The 16,194-nt window shown below is 73.0% G+C and carries 13 protein-coding genes and 3 tRNA genes; 9 read left to right on the top strand and 7 right to left on the bottom strand.

What is annotated here, in order from left to right:
* Positions 1 to 288 precede the first annotated feature (288 nt).
* Entirely contained in the window at positions 289 to 912 is a 624-nt protein-coding gene (locus tag ACIF8S_RS06165) for a hypothetical protein (RefSeq protein ID WP_399997597.1), read from the top strand.
* Here ACIF8S_RS06165 and ACIF8S_RS06160 read toward each other — a convergent pair.
* On the bottom strand, positions 890 to 1,783 hold the full coding sequence (locus tag ACIF8S_RS06160; RefSeq protein ID WP_399997596.1) for a RimK family alpha-L-glutamate ligase: 894 nt from the start codon (positions 1,781 to 1,783) through the stop codon (positions 890 to 892). The genes ACIF8S_RS06165 and ACIF8S_RS06160 overlap by 23 nt on opposite strands.
* Positions 1,784 to 2,050: 267 nt before the next feature.
* On the opposite strand from ACIF8S_RS06160, the gene ACIF8S_RS06155 reads away from it, so the two are divergent.
* A complete protein-coding gene (locus tag ACIF8S_RS06155; protein WP_399997595.1) occupies positions 2,051 to 3,520 on the top strand; it encodes an acyl-CoA synthetase in 1,470 nt (489 codons plus the stop codon).
* Positions 3,513 to 4,871 carry a carboxyl transferase domain-containing protein gene (locus tag ACIF8S_RS06150; protein WP_399997594.1) on the top strand — a complete coding sequence of 453 codons (1,359 nt, stop codon included), beginning with the start codon at positions 3,513 to 3,515 and terminating at the stop codon, positions 4,869 to 4,871. The genes ACIF8S_RS06155 and ACIF8S_RS06150 overlap by 8 nt, the downstream gene beginning before the upstream one ends.
* Here ACIF8S_RS06150 and ACIF8S_RS06145 read toward each other — a convergent pair.
* Positions 4,850 to 6,334 carry a DUF4157 domain-containing protein gene (locus tag ACIF8S_RS06145; protein WP_399997592.1) on the bottom strand — a complete coding sequence of 495 codons (1,485 nt, stop codon included), beginning with the start codon at positions 6,332 to 6,334 and terminating at the stop codon, positions 4,850 to 4,852. The two genes, ACIF8S_RS06150 and ACIF8S_RS06145, sit on opposite strands and share 22 nt — an antisense overlap.
* Before the next feature lie 319 nt (positions 6,335 to 6,653).
* Between ACIF8S_RS06145 and ACIF8S_RS06140 the strand changes: the two genes are divergently transcribed.
* The 3 genes from ACIF8S_RS06140 (at position 6,654) to ACIF8S_RS06130 (ending at position 8,915) form a co-directional block, all read left to right on the top strand.
* Positions 6,654 to 7,691 carry a rod shape-determining protein gene (locus ACIF8S_RS06140; RefSeq protein WP_356788307.1) on the top strand — a complete coding sequence of 346 codons (1,038 nt, stop codon included), beginning with the start codon at positions 6,654 to 6,656 and terminating at the stop codon, positions 7,689 to 7,691.
* 382 nt (positions 7,692 to 8,073) lie between these two features.
* Entirely contained in the window at positions 8,074 to 8,691 is a 618-nt protein-coding gene (locus tag ACIF8S_RS06135; protein WP_399997590.1) for an ANTAR domain-containing response regulator, read from the top strand.
* A 53-nt stretch (positions 8,692 to 8,744) separates the two neighbouring features.
* Complete coding sequence (locus ACIF8S_RS06130) at positions 8,745 to 8,915, top strand: hypothetical protein (protein ID WP_167534608.1); 171 nt, start codon at positions 8,745 to 8,747, stop codon at positions 8,913 to 8,915.
* Positions 8,916 to 9,575: 660 nt separating this feature from the next.
* On the opposite strand, the gene ACIF8S_RS06125 is transcribed toward ACIF8S_RS06130, so the two are convergent.
* A complete protein-coding gene (locus tag ACIF8S_RS06125) occupies positions 9,576 to 10,850 on the bottom strand; it encodes an alpha/beta hydrolase (protein WP_399997589.1) in 1,275 nt (424 codons plus the stop codon).
* Between the two features lie 70 nt (positions 10,851 to 10,920).
* Entirely contained in the window at positions 10,921 to 11,655 is a 735-nt protein-coding gene (locus ACIF8S_RS06120) for an alpha/beta hydrolase (protein ID WP_399997587.1), read from the bottom strand.
* 581 nt (positions 11,656 to 12,236) lie between these two features.
* On the opposite strand from ACIF8S_RS06120, the gene ACIF8S_RS06115 reads away from it, so the two are divergent.
* Entirely contained in the window at positions 12,237 to 12,842 is a 606-nt protein-coding gene (locus tag ACIF8S_RS06115) for a SigE family RNA polymerase sigma factor (protein ID WP_349793088.1), read from the top strand.
* A gap of 968 nt (positions 12,843 to 13,810) precedes the next feature.
* Here ACIF8S_RS06115 and ACIF8S_RS06110 read toward each other — a convergent pair.
* The 3 genes from ACIF8S_RS06110 to ACIF8S_RS06100 form a co-directional block, all read right to left on the bottom strand.
* A tRNA-Ile gene (locus ACIF8S_RS06110) sits at positions 13,811 to 13,884 on the bottom strand.
* Between the two features lie 177 nt (positions 13,885 to 14,061).
* Positions 14,062 to 14,134 (bottom strand) — tRNA-Asn (locus ACIF8S_RS06105).
* Positions 14,135 to 14,139: 5 nt separating this feature from the next.
* Positions 14,140 to 14,212 (bottom strand) — tRNA-Asn (locus ACIF8S_RS06100).
* A gap of 169 nt (positions 14,213 to 14,381) precedes the next feature.
* On the opposite strand from ACIF8S_RS06100, the gene ACIF8S_RS06095 reads away from it, so the two are divergent.
* The gene (locus tag ACIF8S_RS06095) at positions 14,382 to 14,687 is read left to right on the top strand and encodes a YtxH domain-containing protein (RefSeq protein WP_145825585.1); all 306 of its coding nucleotides are present in this window, start codon (positions 14,382 to 14,384) and stop codon (positions 14,685 to 14,687) included.
* A 37-nt stretch (positions 14,688 to 14,724) separates the two neighbouring features.
* Positions 14,725 to 16,176, top strand: coding sequence for an FGGY family carbohydrate kinase (locus ACIF8S_RS06090; protein WP_399997586.1), 1,452 nt, complete (start codon positions 14,725 to 14,727; stop codon positions 16,174 to 16,176).
* The last annotated feature ends 18 nt before the right edge of the window (positions 16,177 to 16,194 follow it).

The following is a 16,194-nucleotide window of genomic DNA, read 5'->3' as shown; positions in this document are numbered from 1 at the left end:
GCCGCGGGGAACTGCGCGACCAGCCCCAGCGGCCCCACACCAGAACCACCACCCGCACCACAGGTGCCCCAAAGGGGCGCGGGGAACTGCGCACCCAGCCCCAGCGGCCCCGCACCCGAGACCCCACCCGCACCACAGCCACCCCAAAGGGGCGCGGGGAACTGCGCGACCAGCCCCAGCGGCCCCACACCAGAACCACCACCCGCACCACAGGTGCCCCAAAGGGGCGCGGGGAACTGCGCACCCAACCCCCACACACCCGCACACCCAACTCCCGAACATCCGCCGATGGGCGACGATGACCCCGTGCCCACCGAACGACACCCACCCGAACCCTTCACCCCCCTCCACTTCCAACTGGTACTGCTCCGCCGCATGGCCGACCACAACCCCGCCCCGGTGGAGGACGCCCGGCGCCGCCTGGGCGCCTCCCTCGCCGACATGCGCGAGGCCAACCGCCGCTGGCAGGCGATGGTCCGCTCACCCCGCCCCCGCCCGGCGCTGTCCCGCTACCGTTCCGTACTCGGCGAGCCGGAGTCACGTACCCCGCGCCGCGTCGGCGACCTGGACTGCGAGGCATGGCACTGGCCGGTCCCGCTCTGGCCGGACCTGCGCTTCGAGGTGCTGACCCCGGCGGGCGGGGGCGCGGTGTGGAACGAGTGGCTGGTCCGCGCGCCGGGCGCACCGGCCCCCGTGCTGCGCACGGTGGAGGACCTCACGCCCTGGTCGTGCACGGTGGACGAGGCCGCCCGCGCCTTCGCCCCGGCCCGCCCGCTGGAGGGCTCGGCGCCCACCCGCTGGGGTCTGGCCTTCACGGCCCCCGACGCGGCGGGCGCCCGTCAGGAGGTGGTCGCCGAGTTCACCTGGGGCCTGCTCCAGCGCACAGCGGTCAGCGCCGCGCCGCCCGGATGATCCGCTCCACGACGAGCGGCACCGACTCCGGGTGCAGCCACAGGAACAGGTTCGGCTCGACCAGTTCCAGCTCCATCACCCGGGGCAGCCCGTCGTCGCCGTCCACCAGGTCGACCCGCGCGTACAGCAGCTCGGGCGCGCCGGGCACGGCGGCCAGGGCGCGCTCGGCGACGGCGGTCTCGGCCTCGGTCGGCGTCCAGTCCGTCAGCCCCGGGTGGGCCACCTTGCGCTGGTCGTAGGGCGTACCGGGCGCGAGCACGGGGCCCTTCCGGCTGGCGTGCAGCAGCGTCCCGCCGAAGAACTGCAGCGCCCGCTCCCCGCCGGTGTCGATGGCCCGCACGTACGGCTGCACCATCGCGGTGAACCCTTCGGCGTGCATGCGCCGCACATGCGCCACGGCCGTGTCGCGCTCGCGAGGCGTGTACCGGGCGGCGAACCGCGCACCGGCCCCGGAGGCGGGCTTCACCACGAACTCGTGGCCGTCCGGCAGGTCGACGTCGTCCCCCGGCGCCAGGTACCGCGTCTCCACCACGGGCACACCGGCCGCGGCGAGGTCGGCGAGGTAGCGCTTGTCGGTGTTCCACCGCACCACGTCCGCCGGGTTGGCCAGCCGGGTCAGCTTCCCGCACCGTTCGGCCCACGCGGTGAACTCCGTCGTGCGCCAGCTGTAGTCCCAGGTGGAGCGGATCACGGCGAGGTCGAACCGCCCCCAGTCGACGGCGTCGTCGTCCCACACCTCCGCGGACGCCTCGACCCCGGCCGCGTTCAACGCCCCCACGAGCCCCGGCAGATCCCGGTCGTCAGCCACATCGGCCCCACCCGCACAGGTAACCAACGCAACCCGCACCCCGCCACCCTCCCTCGACCACATCCTTGCCGAAGGAGGCTAACAACCACCGCCCGACCACCACGCCCGCACCGCCCGCATCGGTTCCCCTCCGCCGGGTGGGCGCGTGCGGCCCGCGGCGCGGTCAGGGCGTCGTCCGGGCGCCGCTCGCGGTCCGGGACGGGAGCGGTGGTGGGGTGGCTGGTGGTGGTCGTGCCGGGTTGGGGGTAGGACCCTGGACGCAGCGGGTCCCGGCGCACCACGGCCGCGGGACGGCGGCGGCCGACGACAGCTACCCAAGGAGTACGACGCGTGTCCTCTCTCTTCCCGGCCCTCACCGACGGCCCGGCCGGCGGCTCCGCCGGCCGTCCCGCCCTGCGCTTCGGCGAGCGCGCACTGACGTACGGGGAGCTCGCCGCCGCGGCCGGCGCGGTGGCCGGGGATCTGAAGGGGGTGCGCCGGGCCGCCGTCTGGGCCACGCCGGCCCTGGAGACCGCGGTCGCGGTCACCGCGGCCCTGCTCGCCGGGGTGGTCGTGGTCCCGCTCAACCCCAGGTCGGGCGAGCGGGAGCTGGACCACATCCTCGGCGACAGCGCCCCCGACGTACTCCTCACCGCACAGGGCACCGGCCTGCCCGCCGCACCGGCCGCCCTCCCCCGCGTCGACGTGGACCCGGCCCGCGCGGCGGACCCGGCCTCCGTGCCCGACGACCGGGAGCGGGACCCGGAGGACCCCGCCCTGATCGTCTACACCTCCGGCACCACCGGCCCGCCCAAGGGCGCGGTCGTCCCCCGCCGTTCGATCGCCTCGACGCTGGACGCCCTCGCCGACGCCTGGCGGTGGACGGCCGACGACGTGCTGGTGCACGGCCTGCCCCTGTTCCACGTGCACGGCCTGGTCCTCGGCACGCTCGGCCCGCTGCGCCGCGGCGGCGCGGTGCGCCATCTGGGCCGGTTCACCACCGAGGGCGTGGCCCGCGAGCTGAACGACGGCGCGACCATGCTGTTCGGCGTGCCGACGATGTACCACCGGATCGCGGAGGCGCTGCCCGCCGAGCCGGAGCTGGTGCGGGCGCTGTCCGGGGCCCGGCTGCTGGTGTCGGGGTCGGCCGCGCTGCCGGTGCACGACCACGAGCGGATCACGGCGGCGACCGGGGCCCGGGTCGTCGAGCGGTACGGCATGACGGAGACGCTGATGAACACCAGCGTCCGCGTGGACGGCGCGACCCGCCCCGGCTCGGTGGGCGTGCCCCTGCCGGGGGTCGAACTGCGGCTGGTGGAGGAGGACGGCTCCCCCGTGACGTCGTACGACGGCGAGACGGTGGGCGAGATCCAGGTGCGCGGCCCGAACCTGTTCACCGAGTACCTCAACCGGCCGGACGCGACGGCCGAGGCGTTCACCGCCGACGGCTGGTTCCGCACCGGTGACATGGCGGTGCGCGACCCCGGCGGCGACGTCCGCATCGTCGGCCGAAAGGCCACCGACCTGATCAAGAGCGGCGGCTACAAGATCGGCGCCGGTGAGATCGAGAACGCGCTGCTGGAGCACCCGGGCGTGAAGGAGGCCGCCGTCACCGGGGAGCCGGACGCCGACCTGGGCGAGCGGATCGTGGCCTGGGTGGTGCCGGCCGACCTGCAGTCACCACCCGGCCTGGAGGAGCTGGCCGCCCATGTGGCCGCGCGTCTCGCCCCGCACAAGCGCCCCCGCGTGGTCCGCCATCTCGACGTCCTGCCCCGCAACGACATGGGCAAGATCATGAAGCGGGCGCTGACGCATGGCTGACCGGTCCTCGGCCCGCGAGGCCGTCGCGCTCGTCACCGGCACGTTCACCGAACTGCCGTATCCGCCGCGGCAGTCGTCGCCGGACGGACCGCTCGGCTGGTCCGGCTACGACGCCGCCCGCACCCGCGCCGCCGCACGCACCGGCGAGGACGAGTCCGTGGTCTGCGGGGTCGCGGACGTCGAGGGCACCCGGGCGGTGCTCGTCGCCTTCGAGTTCGGCTTCCTCGGCGGTTCCCTCGGCGAGGGAACCGGTGACCGTCTGGAGGCGGCGTACGCGCACGCCCGCGCCCACCGGCTGCCGCTGGTGTCCCTGGTCGCCACCGGCGGCAGCCGGATGCAGGAGGGCATGCTCGCCCTGACCCAGCTCCAGCGGGTGGCACGCGCGTCGGCGCGGCTCCGGGGGGCCGGGCTGCCCCAGACAGCCGTACTGCGCGACCCCACGACGGGCGGCGGCTGGGCCACGCTCGGCGCGGGCGCGGACGTGGTCCTCGCCCTGCCCGGCGCGCAGGTCGGCTTCGCCGGCTCACGGGTCCGCCCGGCGGACGCGGACCCCGCGGCGTACACGGCCGAGGCGCAGGTGGCGGCGGGCGCGGCGGACGCGCTGGTCCGCCCCGAGGAGCTGCGCGGCACCCTGGGCCGCTGGCTGCGGCTGCTGACCCGCCCCTCCGCCGAACCGGCCCCGCCGCCGCACGCACTGGGCGTGCCGGACCTCCCGGCCACCGGCTGGGACGCCGTCCGCCGGGCCCGCTCGCCCCGTCGCCCGCGCGCCGCCGCCTACCTGGACGCGTACTTCGCCTCACGCGTCACCCTCTCCGGGGACCGCTGCGGCGGCACCGACCCCGACGGCATGCTCTGCGGCTTCGGCGAGCACGAGGGCCGTACGGTCGCGTACGCGGCGCAGACCGGCACGGCCACCCGCCCCGCCGGATACCGCACCGCGGCCCGTCTGGTCGGGCTCGCGGACCGGCTGGGCATCCCGGTGCTGACCCTGGTGGACACCCCGGGCGCGGCGAACGACGCGGCCGCGGAACGGCAGGGCGCGGGCGCCGCCGTCGCGGACCTGTTCGGCGCGGTGGCCGCCGCCCGCACCCCGCTCACCACCCTGGTGATCGGCGAGGGCGGCTCCGGCGGCGCGCTGGCGCTCGCCGCGCCGGGCAACACATGGGTCACGCCGGACAGTTACTTCTCGGTGATCGCCCCGGAACTGGCCGCGGCCATCCTGAAGCGCCGCCCGGACGAGGTGGAGGCGACGGCGGACGCGCTCCGCATCCGCCCCCAGGACCTGGTGGAGCTGGGGGTGGTGCGGGGGGTCATGGGTCCGGCGGGCGCTCAGCCCACCAGTTCCGCCTGAGCGGCCTCGGTCTCACCGGGCAGCGGCTTCCCCGACCGGTTCTTCACGAGCTCGACCTTTTCCACGAACAGCTGGAAAAGGAGCTGGCTGGGGCCGAGTTCGCGGCCGTTCTTGCCGTTGTTGCCCTGCGCGATGCCCAGGCTGTAGGGCTCCCTGTCCTCGGCCTTCACACCGATGTACCCGCCCAGCGTGCCCTCGTTCGCCGTCGCGTTCTGGTACGTCCCGCCGCTCTTGTTCGCCTTGCGGATCAGGTCGTTCTTGTACCCGGGGCCGAGTGCCATGTACTCCGGGCTGAAGAGGAGTTCGTGGGCGCCGGGCTTCAGCGTGAACCTGAGCTGCACCACGTAGGACTCGCCCTCCATGTCGTAGTACCCGTCGGCCTGCCCCTGATCGCCGAGGTGCGCGCCGATCGTGAGGCCCGTGAATCCCTTCTGGCGGAACTCCTTCGCCGTGCCGGTCCCGGACGCGACGTACGCCAGCAGCTCCTCGCGCGCGCCCTCGTCCCCCCAGTAGGTGAGGGCGGCGTAGGCCTCTTCGAAGCTCATGGAGCGGTACAGCTCCAGCTGTCCGTCCGTCTGCGGCTTCGTCGCCAGTTCGGCGAGGAGGCGGGGGCCGACGGACGCGATGATGTCGTCGATCCTGCGTGGCTTGCCCGCCTTGAAGCCTTTCGCCTTCTTCTTCGACTCGGCCTGCAGCTTGGCCTTCTCCTTGGCGGACGCCTTGTCCTTCCCGCCCACCCCCGCCCGGCCCTCCCAGTACTCCTCCGTCAGGCGCTCCCGCGGGTTGTCCACGCGCTGCACCGCGAGCCCCGCCCCCGAGGGTGCCGGGGGCTCCGTACGGCGCTGCACGTCCGCGGCGGGCCGGTGGCCGGGCGCCATGACCCGGGCGGCGTTGGCCTCCGCCTCGCGCTCGAAGCGGTCCGACGGGTCGGAGACCTTCAGCCCCGCGCCGTTGTCGGTTCCGGCGACCGGGCCCTGCCGCTGCTGGATGACATGGGTGAGTTCGTGGGCGAGGGTGTGCCGGTCCCCGCCGCCCGTGCCGAGGACGACATGACTGCCCGAGGTGTAGGCGCGGGCCCCGACCTCGGCGGCGGACGCCCTGGCCGCACCGTCGTCGTGGATGCGGACGTCGGAGAAGTCCGCGCCGAGGCGGGCCTCCATGTCGCCGCGGGTGGCGTCGTCCAGGGGGCGCCCGGAGGTGCGCAGGACGTCGTGCACCGCCGACCGCTGCACCGGCCGCTCACCGGCCGGCGCGTGCCCGCACCCGTCGGTGTGCCGGTGCTGCTCCTCGCCCTGCTGGTGACCGGCCTGCCGGAGCATCTGCACGACCGCGGCGTTGCCGGCGCTCGCCTGAAGCCCGCTCAGCCCCACGGGAGCCGGGGCCGCCCGGGACGTCACGGGGCCGGGAGGCAGCAGCGTCTGCTCGTCCGTCTTCAGCGCCGGGCGGGGTTTCTTGGGACTCACGGGATCGCCTCTTCGCTACGTCGGGGCCGTCGCCCGTCTCGACCAGTCGTTCTGAAGCATTATCAGGAGAGTCACCGGCACTGATCCGCCGTTCGGCGCCCGGCGCCCGCTCTCTGCCCGGACGTCCCCCGGGTTGTACGGCGGACCTGCCCTTTGAGGCAGTTCCGCCCGCACCCGCGGCGTCGCAGAGCGAGGGGACCCCCGTTCGGCGGCCCCTCGCCCGGCCCCCCAGAAAGGGCGCCGCCCCCGCCCGGCGCGCACGATGCGAAGAGGCCCGCCGACCGGCGGGCCTCCGGCCGCGCACTCGGGAGGAACTGCCGTGACCGCCAGTCTGGAGCAGCTGCGCCGCTGCCACTTCGCCGTCGACCTGGGGGCGGCCCGCACCCGGGTGTACGTCAAGGGCGCCGGCCTCGTCGTCGACCAGCCGTCCGTCGCCGCCGTCAACACCCGAACCGGAGCACTGATCGCCGTCGGCGAGTTCGCGGAGAAGATGACCGGGCGCACCCCGGACTACATCCGCGTCGTGCGGCCCGTGACCGGAGGCACCGTCGTCGACATCGAGATGGCGCAGCGGATGCTGCGTCAGCTCATCGGCGACCGCACCCGCCGCGCCCTGCGCCGCAAGCCCCGGCTGCGGGCCGCCGCCTGCACCCCGCACGACGCGGACCCGCTCGCCCAGCGCGCCGCGATCGAGACGCTGGTGGGGCTGGGCGCCCGCCGGGTGGAGCTGGTGGACACGCTCATCGCGGCGGCCGTGGGGTGCGGGCTGCCCGTGGAGCGGCCCGAGGCGACCATGATCATGGTGTGCGGTGCGGCAGCCACACAGGTGGCCGTGCTGTCCCTCGGCTCGATCGTGCGGGCGGAGCGGATCCCGGTGGGCGGCGAGGCAGTGGACGCGGCGATCGTGCAGCACCTGCGCCACCAGCACGAGCTGATGCTCCCGAGCCAGTCCGTACGTCCGCTCCAGCTCGCGCTGGAGGGGAACGGGCTGACCCCGCAGGGTCCCGAGGTCACGGAGATCCACGGCCGGGACGTCGCCACGGGGCTCGCCCGCTCGGTGAAGGTGGACACGGCGGCGGTGCGGCGGGCCATCCAGACGCCGCTCACCGCCGTGCTCGACGGCATCGGCAAGGTGCTGCGGGACTGCCCGCCCGACCTGGTCGCCGACCTCGCCGACCGCGGCATCATGATGGTCGGCGGCAGCGCCCTGCTGCCGGGCCTGGACCAGATGCTGCGTCAGGCGACCGGCATGCCGGTGCACATCGCGGAACGGCCGGAGCTGTGTGCGGTGGAGGGTCTGGGGGCGATGCTGGAGGGCCGCATCGCCCCCATGGTCCTCGACCCCCTGAGCGCCTGACCCCACACCCAGGGCACCGCCCCGGCGGCCCCGGACCAACAACCGGACCTCGACACCGCCCGGCGGGCGCCCGGCCCGCCGGTGTCCGCACCCGCCCCCGTCGCACGGCGGAGCCGTACCGCACGCCTCTGGCCTGCCCGCATCCATGCGGGCAGGCCCCCGTACGTTCCAGGCCATTCCGGGGCACGGTGTGTACCACCGCGCAAGGTGGGCAGGCGATCCGCAGCGCAGCAAGGCCGTGCGCAGCCTCTCGTGCGGGTACCGGCGGCGGCCGGGGCCGCCGGGACGGGCGGCCGGCCACGAGTACCGAGAGGGCGGTGACATGACTTCCGCGGCATCGTTCCCCCCGGGAAGGCAGGACACCTTGGTCATAGCCGGTCGCATGGACGCGGACCGCGCGCTGCTCACCCCGTGCGGTGAGCTGGTCCGCGGCTGCGCCCAGATGCTGGCCGAGAAGCTGGCCGAGCTGCCCGCCGGTACCGCCCGGGTGGACCTGGACATGAGCGGCGTGCACTTCATGGACACCGCGGGCCTCGAGTTCCTCGAGGTGCTGCGTGACCACGCCCGCAGGCAGGCCATGCCCGTCACGACGACCCGCTGGACCGGTCAGCCGCGCCGCATCCTGGAGCTGGCGGGGCTGGACACCACGGACCCGCTGCGCTCCCCGGCCCCCGCCGTGGGGATGTCGTCGGTCGCCTCGGCGGTGGCGCTGGAGCGGCAGGAGCGGCTGCACCTGCTGCAGGAGGAGGTCGAGCAGCTCCGGCAGGCCATCGCCTCCCGCCCGGTCATCGACCAGGCCCGCGGCATCCTGATGGCGACGTACGGCTGCTCCTCGGACGAGGCCTGGCACATCCTGCGGGACGCGTCCCAGCTGTCGAACACCAAGCTCCGGACGGTCGCCGAGTCGCTCACGGCCTCCGCGGCGGCGGAGGGCATCGCCCCGCCCCCGGAGGTGCGCACCGCACTGGCCCGGGCGCTCGAGCGGCGCTCGACGCGGTGACTCCGCCCCGTGCGGGGTACTCGCCGGGGACGGGCCCGCGCGAAGGAGGCAGCATGACCGAACACACGCCGTCCCAGGCCGAGGGCGACCGGGACGACAGCGAATGGACCATCCCCGACGTCGTGCACACGACGCCCTCCCAGGCGGAGGGTGAACGCGATCCGGCGGACGCCCCGACGGAGGCCGACGACAACGCCGTACGGGGGCGGACCGGGGCCGGCTGACCCCGGCTCGGGAGGCGACGGTTCCGTGGAACCGGGCGTGGTGGGGCGGGTGGGACTCGCACCCACGGCCGACACATCATCAGTCCGGCGAGCCGCTCGCCGCGCTCGTGACGCCTGCTGTCGCCCCCTGCCACCGTCTCCCGAACAGTGCAGGTCACAGACCCTACCGGCGTCCCCGGCCGCCCTGTCCTCGTGATGCGTCGTGACGCCTCACGACAGACCGTTGCGGGGCGTCCGGGCGAGCACCGGGCGCAGAGAAGGCCCGCACCACCAGCGGCGATGCGGGCCTTCGTCCTCAGCTCGCCCGAGCCTGCGCCCGCACGGCGACCTGGTCGACACACCCTGACACGAAGGCGAATCTTCCACGTGGGGTGGCTTCGGCAGGCGTGTGCGGTCGAGCCGGGCCTCCAGGCACGCCCGGATGTCGTGGAAGGCCGGCCTGGCCGCGGCGGCGCAGTCCCTCTCACCCGCCGGCATGCAGCGCCTGCTCGGAGGCAAGGCCGGCCGTACGGCCGCCGACCGGGTCCGCGGCGAGTTCTTCAAGGACCTGCCGGTACGTCTCCTCCGGCAGCCGGTCGGGGCAACGGCCCGGCCCCGTCGTTTCTGGACCGTGCCGGCTGGCACGGTGGCGATGACTCCTCCAGAAAGTCGACTACCGACTCACGGCGCCGCGGCTGTGACATCCACTTCAGTGATGGCTGCATCAGGGTGCCGGGCGCCCGTAAGCACCGGGTCCTGCGTCGTGTCGGTGCCGAGGTACCGATGGAAGAAGGCACCGAGGTAGGTGGCAGCGACACGGCGTTGCTGCGGTTCCGTCAGTTGTGTGGTCGGCGTCGAACCCTCGCGGTCGGTGCACTGCCCGGGATGCCCTTCGACCGGTGTGGCGTCGTCGTAGGCAGCGACCTGGCCGCTCCGGGGTGACCATTGCGTGTTGAAGTAGTTGTGGTTGGCCCCGTGGACCGCGAACCGGTGGAAGCCGCTGCGGTTCCCCTGGGCCACGTCGGCCGCGAACGCGAACGCCTCACCGCCCACCTGCCCGTCGCACGTTCCCCTGACGACAGCGAAGGGCGTTTTGGTGATCGTGTAGTCGGACATGTTCTCCGTCATCACGTTGTAGGCGGGTGCCAGCGCCGCCACCGCTTTGACCTTCACGCCCTGGGGCCACTGCCCCCGATGGCGGTCGGCAGCCTGCCAGGTGACCCCGGCTCCGGCCCGGGAATGCCCCATGACTCCCACCTTGCCCAGGTCCAGGTGGTGGAAGAACCCGACGCTTCGTGCCGCCCCGGTCACCGGATCCGTGAACTTCCCGGCGAGTTCTCCCTTGCCGCTGGTGCTGAGCTTCTGCCACATGCGCAGGTGCTGGTTGATGAGATCGGCCCGCGCTGCGGCGTTCTCGTCCCCCGACACGGAGGAGGCGTTGATGCCGTTCGCGCCGGCCGAGACCACGACGAACCCCTGCGCGGCCAGCTTCTGGGCGAGGTAGTCGTACCCGTCCGCGCTGGGCAGGGCGGGCGTACCCTGCGCACAGGGCCAGGAGAACAGTCTGGCGCTGGCAGCCTCGTACGCGGCATCGTCGCCACTGTTCTCGGCGGCCGTGCGTGCGGCCTCGGCCTGCCGGTCGGCGCAGCTCTCGTGCCAGCCGTGGAGCATGACGATCAGCGGATGCCGCCCCTCACTCAGGTCGGTGGGGTAGTGCACCACACCGGTCAATTCGACCGGCTCGCCTGTCTGCGGCAGATGCCAGGCCTCATCACCCAGGTCGTAACGGACCGTCCTCGTACCCCCGGACACGTCCACAGAGGATCGGTCCGCCCCGCCCGTCCCCGTCGCACCCGCCGTCGCCGTGGACGTCAAGGCGGCTGCCGCGAGGGCCAGTCCCGCCACCGGCCCGGTCAGCAGGCGGAGCGAAGTCCTGAAACGCATGTACTTGTTCATCCATGTCTCCATCTGTACGCACCACGCCCCGGGCTGCCTCTCGGCCCGGGCGGACGTGGCACTACTCCTGTCAGCGGGAAGCGGCGTAGGCGTCCGTCACGAACGTGATGACCCGGTTCTGCAGCGCTGTCCCTGCGGCTCCGGTCTGCTTGATCATGTCCGTTCCGTGGAAGCCGCTCTTGTCGATGACGAGCTCCTTGCGGCGGGCGGAAGAGGCGGCGTACACCTCACGGACCTGCCTCTCCACCGCGCCCTGCATGTCACCGGGAGACACCACGAGCAGCGTCGGAACACGCAGCTTGTGCTTCCTCACCGCGGCGACGGCATCCAGCCCGCCGCACCGGGCCGGCGAGGACATCATCAAAAGGCCCGTCACTCGAAGAGGCGTGTCCACGCCGGCGACCGCCGCCGTCGTCCCCCCGCACGACGCCCCCGCCAGGAAGACCCGCGTGGCACCGACACGGCGCAGTTCGGCGAGCCCGGCCCGGGCGTCACGGTCGATGTGCTCGTTGTCGGCCGACTCCTCGGACGCTCCGTGATTGCGGTACTCGGGAATCACCACGTGATAGCCACGCTGTGCCAGCTCGCGTCCGATGTCGACGAACGAGCAGATGTTGTAGCCCTGCTCATGGTCCAGCAGCACACCGTCCGGCCCCTCCCCCAGGACCAGCGCCGACAAGTGCACACCATCACTGGTCGTCAGGGTGGTGACCTTGCTCCTCAGGCTCTTCGGTACGCAACGGTTGACGAGATGCCCCCGCGTCGTACGCACCGTCCGGTCGGGCCAGCTCGGTTTGTACGCCACCGGCTCATGATCGCGTGGCGCGGCTGGAGCGCTGCTCCGCGCCACGGACGGTCCTTGTGCGGTGGGTGCGGTGGACGCCTCCGCGCCACGAGACGGCTCGCCGATCGGGCCGGCGCATCCCGACACCACGGCCGCACAGGCCAGCGCCGCGGCGGCACCTCTGACTTTCAACACGCTGTTCCTCGGATCTCACCTGGTGGCCTCGGCGCACTGTCCTTGAGCCGGACGTCTCTGCCCCGGAGCCAAGCCGGAATCTTCCTCCTACGCCGTGACAGACGTACGGGGGCGACCGAGGTTGCCGGCGGCCCGATCGATCTTCGGAAGGCGCCGGACCGGCCGCGTGCCGATGCCCACCCGTTCCGTACGGCAGGGTGCAACCTGACGGGCCCCCGTACGTCCTTTCAGTAAAGGGCGCCCCACCAGAGCCCTGCCCGATTCGAATCACCCGACAGGTTTGACCTTCATGCGAGAAATGCCCCGCCGGAGCACCGGCTGCGGCGCCCGTCCGGCGCTCCCTCAGCACTCCGGATCCAGCACTCGTCGTCAGGACGCCGCCGCGCCGTCCACGGGGAAAGGCGCCGATGGCAGCCGCCCTGGCCTGTGAAGGCTCCTTCCCGCACGGCCGGTGGAGGTGGCTGCTCGCACGCATCTCCCAGGGACGAACAGGCCCCGTCGCCCAAGGGCGACCCTCCGATACGGCGTCGGAGGAGATCGACGCGCTCTATCGCCACCGCAGACTCGACCTCGTGCGCCTGGCAGTGCTCCTGGTCGACGACATCCCCACCGCCGAGGACGTCGTCCAGGAAGCCTTTGCAGGGCTCTACCGCCGCCACGGCGACGCACTTGACAGCGTCGCCGACCCCGAGGCCTACGTACGGCGCAGCGTCGTCAACACCTCCCGCGACGTCCTGCGCAGGCGCCGCACGGTGCGCGCCTTCATCCCTCCGCGCATCCTTCCCGCGCCCCCGCCCGAAGACGAGGTCCTCCTCAAAGAGGAGCACCAGGAGGTGCTGCGCGCACTGCGGCAGCTCACCCTGCGCCAGCGAGAGGTCCTTGTCCTCAGGTACTGGTCCAACATGACCGAAGCAGACATCGCCACCACGCTCGGCCTGTCCCGCGGCGCCGTGAAGTCCACCGCCAGCCGGGCGATCGCAGCCCTGGCCAAGAGACTGGAGGAGACGTCATGACAGAAGTCGAGGATCGTCTGCGCGCCGCGCTGCAGGCCCGGGCCGAACAGGTCACCGCTCTGCGCCCATCGGCTCCTGCACCGGCTCACGCGCGGTTGGTCAGCCCCGGCCTGCGCAAGGCCGCCTTGGCCGCACTGGCCGCCGTACTCGCCACCGTGCTCCTCATACTGCCGCGCCTCCTCTCACAAGGTGATCCGGCACTACCCGCCGACACCCCGCCTCCCGCCGGCCCGAGCAGCACCACATCGCCTTCCCCCGCCCCCTCCGCACCCGACAGCGCACCCAGCCCGGTCGCCCCCTTGCCTTCCGAGTCAGGAATCCTGTTCGGATAGCTGGCGAGGCGTTCCAGGATCTCGTCCGCGGTCCTGGTCCACACGTAGGGCTAGGGACCGGTGTTCCATGCGGCGATCCGGGTGCGGATGTCCTTCTCCGGCGCTTGGACCCCTCGTGGACGCCGCGCCGTATCTGACCACATGCACGTCCAGGCTCGCCGGTACCTCCTGGTCGAGCCTGATCGGGGACTTCCTGGACTCCTCGGCCGGTGCCGACGGTGCAGGGAGCCGATCACCTTCCCCGTGGCGACCTCCAGGGCGGCGAAGAATGTGGTGGTGCCGTGCGTGGCATTCTTCGGCGTCGACTCCGGCGTCTTGGTGACCACGGCGGCAACCTGCTCGTCGGTGACCGTCCGGGATCCGGCAGAGCAAAGCCCGAGCCTGCGGGGTGGAACGGCGCCACATCCGAATACCGGCTGCCCGGACGCCCACCCAGCCGCCCCGGCGACGAGCACGGTCTGAAGCAGCGACACCGTGCACGCCGCAGCCTGACCCCCACGGGACTTCTGCGTGCCGCTGCGCTTCGGGCGAGCAACGAGCGAGCAAACGATCTTGGACCCTGTCCAAGTAGGCCCGCCCGGAGAAGACTTTGAGCTCCGCCGCAGGTCAGCGAGACCTTGCGGCGAAGCCCGGACGTGGGGCGGGTGGGACTCGAACCCACGGCCGACGGATTATGAGTCCGCTGCTCTAACCGGCTGAGCTACCGCCCCATAGCGGCGTGTCGCGTACATGTGTGCGCGCCGTCTGCCGCAGCATAGCCGCTCATACGATCTCCTGCTTCGGATGGTCGGCTGCGTACGGCCCTGTTGACCATGAAGACTGCGCCGCGTCGCGCACGGTTCCACGGCACATGAAAAAGGACCCCTACGGGGTCCTCGTTCACCATGCTCCCCCGACTGGACTCGAACCAGTAACCTGCCGGTTAACAGCCGGCTGCTCTGCCAATTGAGCTACGGAGGACCGAGCTCCCCCGACTGGACTCGAACCAGTAACCTGCCGGTTAACAGCCGGCTGCTCTGCCAATTGAGCTACGGAGGAATGCCTCGTTCTGCATCGAACGCACCCGCCTGGGTATTCGCCAGAGGGCGCGCGCTCGCTGCGACACATACATTAGCGCAAGCAGGGGGGTGCTCCGCCAATCGGTACTCCCCGGCCCGTCGCCGCGCCGGAGACCCACGCAACTGCAACAACGGGAAGGGTGGCCGCCATGCGTTACCGGCTCACGTTCGTCGCCGGAGTCGTCCTTGGTTACGTGCTGGGCACGAAAGCCGGGCGGGAGCGCTACGAACAGATCAAGAGGTCCGCGCTGCAGCTGGCGCAGAACCCCGCGGTCCGCAACACCGCCGAGTCCGCGGCCCAGCAGAGCCGCGAGTTCGCCGACAAGGCGTACCACGTGATGAGCGACAAGGTCGGCGACCGCGTGCCCGACTCGGTCACCCAGCGCGTGCACGCCCTGCGCGAGCGCAGCGCCCACGGCCCGGCCGAGGACGACTGGGGCACGAGCAACACCTGAGAACCACGCATCTGTCCCCATGCGGCAAAATCGCCGTATGGGGATAGTCGCCGGGTTGGACAGTGCGCCCGATTTCACTCGCATCGTCGTCTGTGACGCGGACACCGGAGCCGTGGTCAGGCAGGGGTACGCCCCGCATCCGGTGCAGGGTCCCGACGGCGGCCGCAGCTCGGACGTCGACCCGCAGGCCTGGCTGCTCTCGCTCGGCGAGGCCGCGGGCGGCGGGCTGCTGGAGGGCGTGCAGGCCATCGGCGTGTCCGCGCAGGCCGGCGCCCTGGTGCCGCTGGACGCGCAGGGCAACACCGTGCGCCCGGCGATGACCGGCGGCGACAAGCGCGCGCAGGTCGCGGCGGCCGATCTGGTCGACGCGTTCGGCGGGCGCGAAGCGTGGGCGCAGGCCGTGGGCTGTGTGCCGGCGGCCGCGCAGCCGGTGACCAAGCTGCGCTGGATGGCCCGCAGCGAACCGGAGAACGCGGCCCGCACCGCCGTGCTGCTGCAGGCCCACGACTGGCTGGTGTGGCAGCTGCTGGGCCGGCCGGTGCGCCGCACCACCGACCGGGGCGGCGCCTCCGGCACCGGCTACTGGGCGGCGGCCACCGGCAACTACCGGCCCGACCTGGTGGAACTGGCGCTGGGGCACCAGGTGATGCTGCCCGAGGTGATCGGCCCGGCGGACGCCGCCGGCACCACGCCCGAGGGGCTGCTGATCTCCGCCGGTACGGCCGACACCATGGCGGCGGCGTTCGGGCTCGGGATCGGGCTCGGCGACGCGGTGGTGTCGCTGGGCGCGTCCGGCTCTGTGATGGCCGTGCACCCCGAGCCGCTCGTCGACCACAGCGGCATGATCACCTCGCTGGCCGACGCGACCGGCATGCATCTGCCCGTGGTCACCACGCTGAATGCGGTCCGGGCGCTGCGCGGCACCGCGGAACTGCTGGGGCTGCCGGATCTGGAGAGCCTGTCCGACCTCGCGATGAAGTCGACGCCGGGTTCGCACGGTCTGGTGTTGCTGCCGTACCTGGAGGGCGAGCGCACCCCGAACCTGCCGCACACCGCCGGGACGCTGGCGGGACTGCGGCGCGAGTCGATGAAGCCGGAGCACCTGGCGCGGGCGGCGTTCGAGGGGATGCTGTGCGGGCTCGCCGACGCCCTGGACGTGCTGCGCGGCCGGGGCGTGGAGGTGCGCCGGGTGTTCCTGCTCGGTCCGGCGGCCGAACTGCCCGCCGTACAGGCGGCGGCGCCGGCGCTGTTCGGGGCGCAGGTGGTCGTGCCGCAGCCGGCGGACTACGCGGCGACGGGCGCGGCCCGGCAGGCGGCGTGGGCGCTCGGCGTGTCGCAGGGCACGCTCGACCCGCGCACCCCGCCGGTGTGGCCGGGTCCGGTGGCGCAGGTGCTGGACCCGGGCGAGGAACTGGCGGTGGGTCAGGCGGTGCGCCAGCAGTACGTCGCGGTACGCGAGCAGACGCATCCGGGGGCGTTCCGGCCGTAGGCGGTCGCGGCCAGGGGC

Origin of the sequence: Streptomyces sp. NPDC085937 (genome assembly GCF_044540535.1) — a bacterium.
Classification (GTDB): Bacteria; Actinomycetota; Actinomycetes; order Streptomycetales; family Streptomycetaceae; genus Streptomyces.
The sequence above is the reverse complement of the archived record's forward strand: the minus strand, read 5'-3'. Positions and strand labels throughout refer to the sequence as shown.